This window comes from Breznakibacter xylanolyticus (genome assembly GCF_003254275.1).
GTDB lineage: Bacteria > Bacteroidota > Bacteroidia > Bacteroidales > Marinilabiliaceae > Breznakibacter > Breznakibacter xylanolyticus.
On record NZ_QKZK01000055.1, the window covers coordinates 1 to 13,585 of the forward strand.

The 13,585-nt window shown below is 33.1% G+C and carries 6 protein-coding genes and 1 pseudogene; 6 read left to right on the forward strand and 1 reads right to left on the reverse strand.

Annotation, left to right across the window (positions count from 1 at the left end; genetic code table 11):
• The 6 genes from LX69_RS18055 to drmB form a co-directional block, all read left to right on the forward strand.
• Window positions 1-205, forward strand: a 205-nt coding sequence (locus tag LX69_RS18055; RefSeq protein WP_221621407.1) for a hypothetical protein, incomplete at its 5' end; no start/stop codon positions are given.
• 242 nt (window positions 206-447) lie between these two features.
• Window positions 448-2,154 (forward strand): DNA cytosine methyltransferase, encoded by a 1,707-nt coding sequence (locus tag LX69_RS16695; RefSeq protein ID WP_111447173.1) that lies wholly within the window; start codon window positions 448-450, stop codon window positions 2,152-2,154.
• A gap of 2 nt (window positions 2,155-2,156) precedes the next feature.
• Window positions 2,157-3,899 carry a nuclease-related domain-containing DEAD/DEAH box helicase gene (locus LX69_RS16700; RefSeq protein WP_111447174.1) on the forward strand — a complete coding sequence of 581 codons (1,743 nt, stop codon included), beginning with the start codon at window positions 2,157-2,159 and terminating at the stop codon, window positions 3,897-3,899.
• Window positions 3,899-6,385: a hypothetical protein gene (locus tag LX69_RS16705; protein ID WP_111447175.1), complete on the forward strand. Its 2,487-nt coding sequence runs from the start codon at window positions 3,899-3,901 to the stop codon at window positions 6,383-6,385. Before LX69_RS16700 ends, LX69_RS16705 begins: the two co-directional genes overlap by 1 nt.
• Window positions 6,354-10,649: a helicase-related protein gene (locus LX69_RS16710; RefSeq protein WP_146260787.1), complete on the forward strand. Its 4,296-nt coding sequence runs from the start codon at window positions 6,354-6,356 to the stop codon at window positions 10,647-10,649. The genes LX69_RS16705 and LX69_RS16710 overlap by 32 nt, the downstream gene beginning before the upstream one ends.
• Window position 10,650: 1 nt before the next feature.
• Window positions 10,651-12,921 (forward strand): DUF1998 domain-containing protein, encoded by a 2,271-nt coding sequence (gene drmB, locus LX69_RS16715; protein WP_111447177.1) that lies wholly within the window; start codon window positions 10,651-10,653, stop codon window positions 12,919-12,921.
• 347 nt (window positions 12,922-13,268) lie between these two features.
• Here drmB and LX69_RS16725 read toward each other — a convergent pair.
• Window positions 13,269-13,585, reverse strand: a pseudogene (locus LX69_RS16725) (IS1634 family transposase); the annotation flags it as partial.

The window sequence follows — 13,585 nt, forward strand, 5'->3', positions numbered from 1 at the left end:
AGGGGGCAATATGGAGAGCTATCCCGTTAGGGATTTAGTTCAACATTGTGTAGCATTAATGGCGGGTGAAGCACGTTCCGCAAGGTTCGTTTCCCACATCAACCAACTATCGGCTCGAAATGGAAATCGCACGCAATCCGCCACTAATGCTACACTACCCGTTACCACCAATGCTAAAAAGACAGACGACACAGAAAGACAATGACTGAAAATAGACACGAAATACAGACTATATCAACCAAGCGGACAGACTTGCAGGCTGACCGTGTTTTGCTATTGGGACAGGTTACAGAAAAGAAAGAAAAGGCCGACCCTTCGCATTTTTTAAAATTTCTTTTAGCCAACCCGCATTGCACACATTTGGTTTTGCCCGACACACAAGCCAACGCTTCGCAAAACCAAAAGAGTGCAATTTTTTCCAACCCACAAATGAAAATAATATCGTAAATGGGTAAACTGAGAGTTATAGATTTCTTTTGTGGTGCAGGTGGATTCTCTGAGGGTTTCAGACAGATGGGCTATGAAATAATATATGGTTTTGACCATTGGAAACCTGCCGTAGACACTTTTAACTTCAATTTCAAATTGAACTGTGAAGTAGAAAACATTTTAGATTTTAAACATTCAATTGATGAAATTGAAAATTTACCGAATACAGAGATTATCATTGGTAGTCCACCCTGTGTTAGTTTTTCAAGTTCTAATAAATCTGGAAATGCTGACAAGTCACTAGGAGTTGAACTAACAGAAACTTTTTTGAGAATTGTTGCTGTAAAAAAACATCAGCCTAATTCGGTTCTTAAGGCTTGGTTTATGGAGAATGTGGTAAACTCAAAAAGGTATTTACAGACTGCATATACTTTTAAGGACTTGGGGCTTACTGATTGGGCGAATAAAAATAGAATTAGCCCTCTAAAGATTGCAATTGATTTGTATGACAATACAACAATTATCAATTCAGCCGACTATGGATCTTTTCAAGCTAGAAAAAGATTAATATCTGGCGAAATTATCAAGAAAGCTAAACTGATGATTCCAAAAACAACTCATTCAGAAGATAATCAAAATGATAAAGAAAAGTATTTGACTATTGGAAAAATGAAGAAAAACTTTCCTCATCCCTTTTCTAAAAAATCAGAAAAATTAATTAACGACCCACAATATCAATTACAAATACCACAAAACCAATTGACTGATCATTTCTATGATACAGGAATTTACAAGGTCGAATGGAAGTTTTCTAAATATTGGAAAACGAATCACCCATTTATGGGGAAAATGTCATTTCCCGAAAACGAAAACAAACCAAGCCGTACCATAACAGCAACAAAAATTGCAAATTCGAGAGAGTCTATAATTTATAAATCCGAACTTAATAGAATCGGTGATGGTGAATATCGTCTACCAACTGTCAGAGAAGCTGCAATAATAATGGGCTTTCCAATAACCTATCAGTTCTTAGGTGCTGATAATAATAAATGGCGATTAGTTGGGAATGCAGTTTGCTGTACAGTCAGTAGAGCATTTGCAAAAATGGTTCTAGAAGAACTTAGATATACAATTCCAAATAATCTTATTTTAAATAAACAGCCAAATATTCAAGGGGTTATAAATCTTAACACATACAAATTAAAAGAATTCGATAAACCCCCAGTTAAAAACCAGGGCTCAAGATTTAGAAGACACGCCATTAAAGATGGTAACTTAACAGTTACTCTATCTAACTATGATATTGAAAAGAATCCTAAATCAGCTGAAGGCAAATGGTTCACCTCTATTCAATATGGAACAGGTAAAGGGTTTCCAATTCAAAAAATTAATGACAAGTATTACAAAAACATTGAAGAACTAATTGAAAAATATAAAGGAGGAAAAGAGTTTTTGAAGTACATCAATAATGGATTTTCGGAGAAAATTGGTAATGCCAAGGAGCTACAAAAACTTTATGAAGTTCAAAAGTCAAATTCTAAATATACAGAACCAACCGAGTTAGTTGATTTAATTCAAGAGTTAATTGAAAAACTCAATATTGAAAAAACTGAAGTTGAACAAAATAGAATCAAAGTCTTCAAATACAAGGATAAGGTACCGGTGAAGCAATTCTTTGCATTGTATGCAATCAATAAAATTTCAACCATTGCCAATGAAAATTGATTATGCCAGTAAAATTTCATCCAAATAACCCACTAGATGCTTTAGAAACCATAATTATAAAGGAGGATGGTTCACCCCTGCGTGGTGAAATTGATATTTACAGGCAACTTTGGAATGATTTAAGCAAAAGCAATATTGATTGGGATGTTTGGCACGATTTAAAATTACCCGAGCATTCAGATAACTTTAACTACTATAAAAAGACCAGTTCTCAAATAGACTTTTTAATTCTTTGTAAACACGGTCTTCTCGTATTGGAAGTGAAAGGAGGTCCAATTTCTACAAAAGACAATACCTTTTTCTATGGAAAAAACTTCGACACACCAATAAAGCAAAATCCTTTCAAGCAAGCCGAGGGATATAAATTCACTTTAAAAGACAACATTCTTAACAATTTAAAAGGGTGCTTTTTCTGCGAAGCAACAGCTTTTCCACACGTTGACTACCCATTTGAATCAAAACTAATCGATAAAAAACTTTTGTGGACTTCTTATCTTGCTAAGGATTATGAAGGGTCAATAGAAAAGTTTCTATTAAATGTCTTTGACTACTCTAAAAGCAAACACCAAAAACACTTTCGGAATTATACAGATGTTACTCCAAAAGAATATGTTGCTATCAAAAAAATATTGAGCCCAATTATTGGGGATAGAAATCACCTAAATACAATTAATGCACTTGAGTGGCTTGGTATCCAAAACATTGAAATTCTCGATGGATTATATAAAAATCCAAGAATAATGATTGAAGGCCCGCCAGGAAGCGGGAAAACCACAATTGCAAAAGCATTTATTGATAAACAACATCATAAAAATGGGATTTACTTGTGTTGGAATAATCTATTAATGAATTATACCAAATCTCTTTTAAGTGAGCGACAACTTTCTAGCAACATAGAAGTTACGACCTATTTTAGATTCTTTCAAAAACATAACCCATCATTAGATTTTAAGGAATTAAGCTCATTAACTGAAGATCAGTTCTATGATTTGGTTAAAAACACCATTCTAAATCTTGAAAATGAAGAAAAACTAAGGCCCTATGATTTCATAGTAATTGATGAAGCTCAAGATATACTTGATAGAGGACTGGATTTGTTTATTAATAAATTTTCAGGGTTCAATGGCCAAGGTTTATCAAATGGAAACTCTTTAATTTTATATGATATTGATCAAAGCTATACAGCTAGTGGAAGAAGTGTAGCTGAAATAGCGGATTTATTGACTGAATATTATTGTCATTTTAAAATCAATGAGGTTAAAAGAAGTGCACAAAGTCCTGATATTCGGAGATTATCATCAGAAATATTAGAACATCCAGAAATATTAGATACTGATAATTTTGAGATGAAATTTTCTAATATCCCAGTTAGACAGCACAAAACATTACAAGAAGTAAAGTCGCATATCGTAAAAAACATCTTAACACCCATTAGAGAAACAGATTCTTCATTAAAAGGGCAAGACTGTGTTATTCTGATTGAATCAACATTTTTAAGAGGTGAATATAAAGGAAAAGAAGATTTACGGGAATTGCTGATAATAAAGGATGTAGAGGAGTTATCAGAAAACAATATTGGCGATACTGCAAATAAGTTGAGATATTCCTCAATACTAAAATTCAAGGGACTTGAAAAGAAGAATGTTTTCTTAGTCATTTCCAAACCAAGTGAGATTAATAAATATGAAATATTTGTAGGGATTACAAGGGCTATTTTAAATGTCGAAATTAATATAGTTGAGTAATGGAGTTAATAAAGCAACATATTTTTCCTCAATTGACTTCATTTACTAATGAAACACTAATTTCTATTGATCACATATTTAGTGAAATCAAAAATGATTCTAAAACAGAGTTTACTCAAGTAATTTGCTATTTAGAACATGTACTTAACATAAGCCTCTTGTCAGCCAATAGCGGTTTATCAAGTTTGCACATTCATATCGAGAATGAATTTGATGATTCTCAAAAGTTGCTTCTTGCTGAGTTTTTGAGCATAAAACTATTTCAATACTATTATTCAATTGATAATCAAATTAATGAATTTAATTTATCACTAGCCAACTTTATATCTCAGATTGAGTTTAAAATTAATAGCTTAGAAAAGAAGTGTCCAGATGGTGCAAGTGGCAAAAATGGTGGTAATAGAATCTGGAAAAACTGGGTTAAGGAGAAAAAGGAAAATAGAATCCTGTTACAGTTTTACAAAGCGTTAAACACGAATTCATCATTAAAGCCAAAATCAATTTTTAACGTACAAAAAAACTTCTGTCGTTCATTATCTCAGAAGTTTGAATTTAGACCATACACTAAATCAATCGATAAAAACCGAGAAAGTTATAATCTTGTAAATGCTACAAGAACACTTAATGAAATTGATGAAATCAATAATCAAATAATTGATGAATTGGATTCGATTATTCTTTTCGATTGTGAGAGGAAGAGAATAATGACTAATTTTTCATTCGAAGAAATAGCTAAATGGAACACAGACTATGATACTAAGTTCACTAAATACCTGATAATTACATTCGGCAAAGAATCTTCTTCTATAAATCACACCCGAAATAAACTTGAATTAATAAGAGAAAGATTTAAAATTCCTACCAATACTACTTACACAATAACTAAGTCAGAAATAGACTTTCTTCTAAAGAGAAAGGAAAGTGCACCACTATCAATTGAATTTGTTGGATACGAATCATCAAGTTTTTGGGATACGTTCGTTTTGGAAACAAGCATCAGGGAATTGTATGAATTGAGATCAATAAAGTTAATGAATATTTATTCGATTTGCTACACTGATGAAATTAAGAATTATATCATTTGTGACCTCTTTTCAGAAAAGGAATCTTCAGAACTGATTTCTTCAACTACTAAATTGGCAATTCTTGAACTAAGAGAAGATGATATTGATATTTTAAAAGAATCCCTATCCAACACACTTGATGTAATAATTAATTCGGGTATTAAATCAAAAGTTTCGGATTCACTCTCAAACAACCCAGCCATTGTTATAGATGATACGATTTTGAGAAATCAGAATTTATTTTCAAAAATCAGAATTTGCCTTGGCTTGAAGAATACAACTAAATTTAAGACTTGGTCAGATTTGATAAATTCAGATTTGAAAGATTTGGCAATCCTCTCCTATCGGGACCAAGGCAGATACCCAAATTATTATTCCCCGAGTTTACTAGAACTAGATTTAGATTCCGAATGTATGGCAAGAGCAATATTGCCTAGCTTTCTCTTTAAACAATATTATGATTGGTCAAAATACAATCTTTATAAAGAGTACCATAAACTCTTAACGCATCCAATAAGAGAGCAGCATTTTGAGTGGGATAAACTCAAAAATAATATACTAGAATTAAAACCTGAGCAAAAGTTAAATATTGACTGGAATTTAGAGAACGAATATTCAAATTCAGACCGAAGAGAATCTTATAAAATAAAATTAAAAGGGCAAAGAGTAAGAACTGCTTACGGTTCTGATTTATTTATTATTTCAGAAGATGCAAAAACAGTTTATAAAGTTGTTAAAATTGATTATTTATTGTCATTAGACAACGAAGACAACAAGGTCTTTATTCAGAATTTAGATGAGATACAGCAAAACATAAACATCTACGATAAAATAGTTGATAAAAAACAACAAGAAGCAGAATTAGAGATAATTCGGAAACAATTCAACTTAGGTGATGAAACTGCGGGAAGACTTTGGAAAGTTCTTCTAAAAAAACTTGCTGAGACGAAAGGAGAAGATCAACTTTATACAGAGTTAAAAAAGCATTTTGAGTCTAAAGGAATAAAAATTGTTTCTCAATTTCACTTCAAAAATAGCTGGATTAATCCCCAAAGTGAATCAATTGCTCCGTTGAGTAAGAGCGTTTTTATTGAATTATGCGAATATCTCAAAATCCCAAAAATCTATTTTGTCATTATTCAGAGAATTAGAAATGCCTCTAAACAATCAAGCCGTCAAAGCACAAGGCAAATGAATCAACTATTGAAAGATTTATTTAATGACTGCTGTTTTGATACCGATAGAAATCCAAATGAAATAATCAATAATCGATTAGATTATTATAAGGCAAATCATCCATTAGATGACCTTGGCATCGATGAAAATCATTTAGCTACCAATTTAGTAGCACTTGTGGAACTTATACAGCCAGAACTAAAACTAGTTGAACTTGAAACCATTGAAAAAACAAGCAATGAGTAAAATTTTAGAAAAAAGAAATTTTTTAGAGCGTTTTATACGAGAGCAGACATTAGGCCCGGGAATAAACGGATATAGATTTATGGATTTAGAAAATGAAGAGCTTGTTACTAAGACGCTCATCAAAGAAGAACCAATAAATTATTCGACAGAGATTTTGGATATCGTACCTGCTGCAACTTACAGTACAGGAATTTTATTCCCTGAAGATAAAAGTGGTACTTGTAACGAAGGAATTTCTCTAGATAATAACGAGCAAATCGATCAAAAGGAGGATGTTGATGAACAAGACTCGCAAAATAGTAGTTCTGAAGATATAGAAGCAACTGAGAGCGTTGAATTAAATCAAATGTTTCCTAGAACAATGGGCTTAACTTGTTGCTTAGACGAGAGTTTTTTAAGTAAAAAATCAATTGAGTTCAAGGTTAATCTTCGCTACTATCAGAAACTAAAGCAAGACAAAGGAGGCAAATTCAACAATCAATATGGACTACTTTGTGAAGTGAATCACGAAGAAATTCAAAATTTTATAACCAAGTATGAGCTAAATTCTTTTAGAATAAGAGTAATCAATGAGAATCATTTTCTGTTATTAGCTAAATTATCATCAGAAGAAATAACTCAGATAAAAACAAGAATCAGAGAAATACAAAAACAAATTGCTGAAACGCTCTTCGATTTAGCCACTTCAATTTCAACAATACCGCAATTAACGAAAGCCTCTTGTTACTTGAGTATTTTAAAATCATCTATTTATTACGAAATAAAAAATAGCATCACGAATGATGAGACCAGAAAGAAACTTTATGAAGTAACGCAAAAAATAGAACTAGCAGAAAGCAATTCAGATCATTTCAGAAACTTGTTAGACGTCTATTCTGGTGGATATGGTTTATGGCAATCAACACCAGTTGAGAGAATCATAAAATTAGAAAACATAAACTTCCCGAAGGAATCTAGAAAAATATCTTATTTACACAATAAATCTGTTGAAGATGTCAATATTACGGTAATCAAAGAAGATGGTTCTACTTCTGTTAGCTTAAAAGATATCTTCCGATTTGATTTAGATGACAAAAAAGAGGACTATGCCTCAATATCTGCAAACATTCAGTTAAGTAGAGATTCTAGAAAAAATAACAACAAGATATTTCTTAAAATACAGCTGATTAATACGAGTATTGCATTTGACGAAGCAAAACAAAATGACAATAGGTATTATTCAACATTTAATGAGTTAGTAAATCAAAAATCATTTTTCGGAGTCAACCTTTCCGTTAATTCTGATTATTTAGTGCCATATAGCAATCACGAATACCCGCAAGAAAAAGATAATACCTATTCAGAAGACACAACAACAACATTCATTTATGACCAGTTTAAAGATTATGCCATAGGACACGGTTGTTCTGTTAAGTGGAGTAAGCTAGGAGAATCACTTAAGGTTGAAACAGAGTATTTGCCTAATTGTGAAACCCCCGATATAGACCCAATTCCTAGAGATAAAAGCAGAAATGCTGTAATTGATAATAAGGAAGGATTCGTTTCTCCTTTATTTTTAGAAAATTCAAAATCTCAGGAATTTAAATGGCTATCGGTTTTTTCAGATGCTACTGACACTGAGGTTATAAATGGTCTTAATGATTTTGTCGATTCCTACGGTAGATGGATTGAGACTAAAAGAAAAGACCCAAAATATCTAGGTAAGTATTTGGATATAGCAAACCAAGAATTGAAGAAGTGTGATGATGATTATCGCAGAATGAAAAAAAATATCCAAGATTTTCTTTCAGGTGATAATAATAAAGAAAAACTTGATTCATTTCGATTGATGAATGCTGCTATGTTTATGCAGTTGTGGCATTCTGTAAAAGTAAAACAAGATGTAGTTAATTCATTTATTAATGATGAAGCATTTGAACATTTTAATTTTTCCTTTTATAAAGACATAGCAGATGATAAACTTTTTTCAAACACAGAATCTGCTGGCTGGAGAGCATTTCAGCTTGCTTTTATTCTGTTAAACCTAGATGGAATATTCAAACCCGATGACGATGAAAACTGGGATAAAAGAAATAATTGGGTTGATTTAGTTTGGTTTCCAACAGGTGGTGGTAAAACAGAAGCTTATCTCGGTTTAATAGCTCTCACTATAATCAATAGAAGAAAAGAGTTTAAAGAAAAAGGTGGTGGTACCGCAGCAATAATGCGATACACACTTCGATTACTCACAATGCAACAATTTCAAAGAGCAACTTTGGTAATTATGGCGTTGGAATTAATCAGAAGATGGGGTAATTACGAATTAGGTAACGAGCCAATAAATATTGGCTTATGGGTTGGTAAAAACTCTATTCCTAACTCAAATATTGATTTAATTTATGAGTATGAGCACAAACTTAACCTGAAAAAAGAAAACAGAATACCATTCAATAATTGCCCCTGGTGCAATTCTGAGATAAAAGGTGAAACAAAAGAAGATACCGAAGCATCTTCTTCTGTATACAATCAAAACAAAGTGCATTTAAAGTGCACAAATCAAAAGTGTTCATTTTCATTTGGTCTTGGTCGTATTTCTAGAAAAAGGCAAGATCAAGGTCCTATTCCCGTTTGCCTATCTGATGAAACCATATATCAGCACCCCCCAGCATTACTTTTTGGTACAGTTGACAAATTTGCTCAATTAGCTCATAAAGTAAATGGTCAAAATAATGGAAGAAATGCTGATTCAAGGAGAATTTTTGGAACAGGGAATTGGGAAGCGGGCAAACCCAAAGATGGCTATTTGCCTCCAGATTTAATTATTCAGGACGAACTACATTTATTACTCGGCCCCCTTGGTTCTGCGGTTGCATTATTTGAATCAGCAGTTGATCAGCTTTGTACGAGAGAAGATGGAACTAGACCGAAAATAATTTCATCAACAGCAACTACAAGAAATACACAATTGCAAATTGCAGCACTCTTCGATAGAAAAGTAAATCTTTTCCCGAAACCTGGAGTTGAATGTGATGATTCCTTCTTTGCTTTTTATAAGAGACGATTTAAAAGTGTCGATGACAAAACACCTGAATATCTATCTAAAAGGAAATACATCGGTGTTTTACCAACGGGAAGAACTCAGATTTGGATGCAAATGAGATTGGCAGCAATCATAATGACGCACAGAGCAATTTTTGAATTAAAAGAGTTGGGAGAAAAACATCCAATTGACTTTGATTCCTTCTCAAAATTTGAAAAGGCAATGGACTACTATCACACTACAATAAGTTACTTCAACAGTCTTAAAGAAGTTGGAAAAACCCAATCGCAGGTTCAAACTTACATTTTGAAGGAACTTCGAAGAGTATTTTCAAGAGTAGTAAGACCACAAAAGCTAATGCATTCACTCTATACCTATGGCCCAATTCAAGAATCTGAATTAACAGGAAGGCTTTCAGGTGAAGAAGTTAAAAATGAACTAAAAAGTGTTGAAATTAAATGGGAAGCGAAAAAACGCTTCGCAAGAAGCGAAAATAACGAATTGATTAGAGGTAAAGTTCCTCCAGAATTCGTTGTTGCAACAAATATGATTTCAGTTGGGATTGATGTTTCAAGATTCAACACCATAATTATGAACTCTATGCCTCGTAATACAGCTGAATATATTCAGGCAAGTAGTCGTGTTGCAAGAAATGATTATGGACTTGTTTTAACGGTTCATCATCCATTTAGAGCAAGAGACATATCTCACTATGAAAAATTTATTGAGTTTCACGAAAAGATGTATAGCTATGTTGAACCCATTTCAATAACTCCATTTACACAAAAAGCTGTAGAAAGATATATGGGTCTGTACTTAGCAACTATGCTACGCCATAGAACAAGATTTACTGAACGCCTCTCTGCAAGAGATATATCTTCAATTTCAGAATCAGAACTATTCGATATAATTTCTGAATTGACTGACTACTTTGAAGGTAGAAAAACAAGAATGAATTCTTATGAAACAATAATTAGCAATCTTCTTAAAAATGATAATGTCGAACAGATAAAAAGATGGATTCAAGAGGCATTTTCTGAATGGAAAGAAGAATCGAACAGAACTTTGAGAGATAATAAAACTTTTGTGTTCAATAATAAATCAGCAAGGTCAATCCCACCCCAAGAACAACTCTATGTTGATATTGAAGAATACGAAGGAAATATTCACAGTAAAAAATGGCAAGTTCCAATGTCATTGAGGGTAATTGAACCAGAAGCTGCCATAAAAATTAATTCAATATAAGATGAAAGTATTAAAGCAAAATCAATATAACCAAGGGGTTGGCAAATACAAACTACTTTCCTCAACTTCTGGCGTTGGTTCAATTATTACAACCAAACTTGGCTCTTATGTTTTAATTTCAGATATAAATAAATGGAGATTTATTAAATGGGCAAATTCTAAAATTGAAATTGTAAGAACTAACAACACAGATGATCGAAAAGTATATGAACTGAGCAAATCAGAAATTTCAAATAGAGGAATTGAATTTATTGATGATCAAAGATTTATTAAATTCATTAAATCCGAGAAAAAACTTGAAAACTTAGTTTGTTTGATTGGCATCCCCCACATGGCTTTGAATGAATCATTCAATACACCTAATTGGAAAAATCATCCAATAAGAACTGCATTAGAAAGAACAGGTGAACAATTTGAAGGAGTTTCAAGCCATTATATGATTAATGGTACTCACTTTCCAAAATGGTTTAAGAATGGCAAAGGCGACTTAAAAAAAATAGGTGAATGGTTTAGTCTTTGGGAAAGGGAGTGCAGAAGCCATCCACAAACTTTGAAATTAGATTATTTTGCCCCACCACGAGATGCGGGTCATTTTATAAGAGAGATGCCCTCAAAAAACGAGGATGGAAATACAATTACAATTAGAGAGTATAAGACTCTTGAACAGACTAACTTAATTTTGATTTGTCCTAATGGTCATCTTTCAGATATTCCTTGGGCTAATTATTTACGATGGAAAACAGAAAAGTATTTAAGAATAAGGAAGGATGATGATAATGGAGAGGATTTACTATCAAATGAAAAAGTTGGTCCCTGTTGTAGTAATCCTAAACTTAAGTGGACAGAAAGCAAAACAAAGTCAGAAGGATATGGAAGTATCTATATTGAGTGTAATAGCTGTGGTTTAGGTTCAGGTTCAGACAAGGATAAGCCTAAAATTAATCTTGAAGGTATCAATAGTTTAGAGCCACATTGTATTGGTCAAAAACCTTGGGAATTAGACCTTGATAATCCCACAATCATTCCTTATGAGAATTGCTTCATTAGAAACGATAATAATAATGGTCGTGAAAAAATGAGGATAGCATTGGTAACAGCTAATAATGTTTACTATACAAATGGTTTTTCAAGTTTATTTATTCCTATGCACATAGCAGAAAATAAACCGAAAGAGCTCATAGATTCAATAAACATTCTTGAAAAGAAGTACACTAAACATTTTGAACGAACAGCAATAACTCGGAACGATTACTGGAACACAAAATTTAATTTCAATGACTTTTTAATTGACAATGACATTAATCCTGAAAATGAAGCGGTATTTAAAAACCAATTAGAATCGGAATTTTTAAGTTCTGCAAATGATATTGATATTAATGACAAGCACGAAGAATACAGGTGGCAAGAATACCGATGTTTTTCAACCCATTCATCATTGCCAAATATTACAGAGAACAAAGGATTACGATTTAAAGACATAGTGCTACCTAACGAGTTAACAGATTTCTTCAAAAAGATTCAGCAGGTAGAAGAATTAAAAGTAACAAACGTACAATTGGATTTCACAAGAGTAAAACCCAAAGAACGAATTGTAGTAAATGGTGAAGTGCAAGAATCTTCAAGTGGTCAAAATATATTTTCTATTGACTCTAAAGAGTTATATACACTGCCTGCAAATGAAACGCTAGGAGAAGGACTTTTCTTTGAATTCTCAAATGACAAAATTAATAGTTGGGTATCTGAAAATATCGGTGAATTAGAAAATCGATTTGGTAAATACCTTAATGCAATTCCAGATTCAAATAGTCAAGGGCTAAGCTCCAAAATGAAAATTTATAATAACAAATACAAACACTTTTTAATTCATTCCTTCTCGCATATGATGATGAGGGAGTTAGAATTTTCTTGTGGTTACCCAACAGCAAGTTTAAAGGAAAGACTATACATTTCGACAAACCCTGAAAAGCAAATGTCAGGTGTATTAATATATACAGCAGAAGGATCAGAAGGCAGTATGGGTGGTTTGGTTTCACAAGGAGAACCCGAAAAAATTCTTGAAATAATTAAAAAAGGCCTCGAAAGATCAATTACTTGTTCTTCTGACCCATTATGTTGGGAATCTGAAGGACAAGGAATTTTCGACTTGAATCTATCTGCTTGTTTTTCTTGCTCCCTAGTAGCAGAAACAGCTTGCGAAGAAATGAATTTAGGTTTAGATAGACGAGTTTTAGTTGACGAAGAGTTTGGTTACTTTAAAAGCATACAGACTTAATCAACCCATTTTGCAAGCACATTATCAAAGCCGCACAAGCCATCGCTGCAACCCAAGCTTTGTCAAAGAGCTTGCAAAGCCAACCCAAGAGAAAAAGAAATTTTAAAAAATGCCCAACCGCACGACAAAAAGACAATGAACAATACAGCAACAAATAGACCGACAAACCACGGCAGACAAGGAAGCACTGGTGGTAACATGCGTTTGGCGTCATGCGGGGTGACGTGCTTAAATTCAAGTTCAGTATTTCAAATCAACTTTAGTGCTGGGTTGACAGTTTTGTACCCTGATATCCTGCACGAACGCCAAGCGCCAAAACGTTGTGTAGCATTTAACCCACTTTGCAGCTATCCCAAAGCCATCGCCTGTATTTCAATGAATTGTTCATTTTCAAGTTCCGATTTGTGTACTACAGATTTTCGCTTTGTAAAGGGAGCGTATTTGTATTTTAGGGCATCGTAAAGCTTGCGGACATTTTGGTTTGGCTCAGAGCATCGACGAATCATGATTACTTGATCCTGCTGATTTTGCGCCAATGTGGTCACCGCTTTTTGGGTGTTCATGGTACGAACGATCTCACGCCAACCGCTATTGATGCCATGTGGCTTTAGTTGATGTCGGATCGTGTTTACCAGCCAATAGGCCAACAATCCCAGATGCAGAT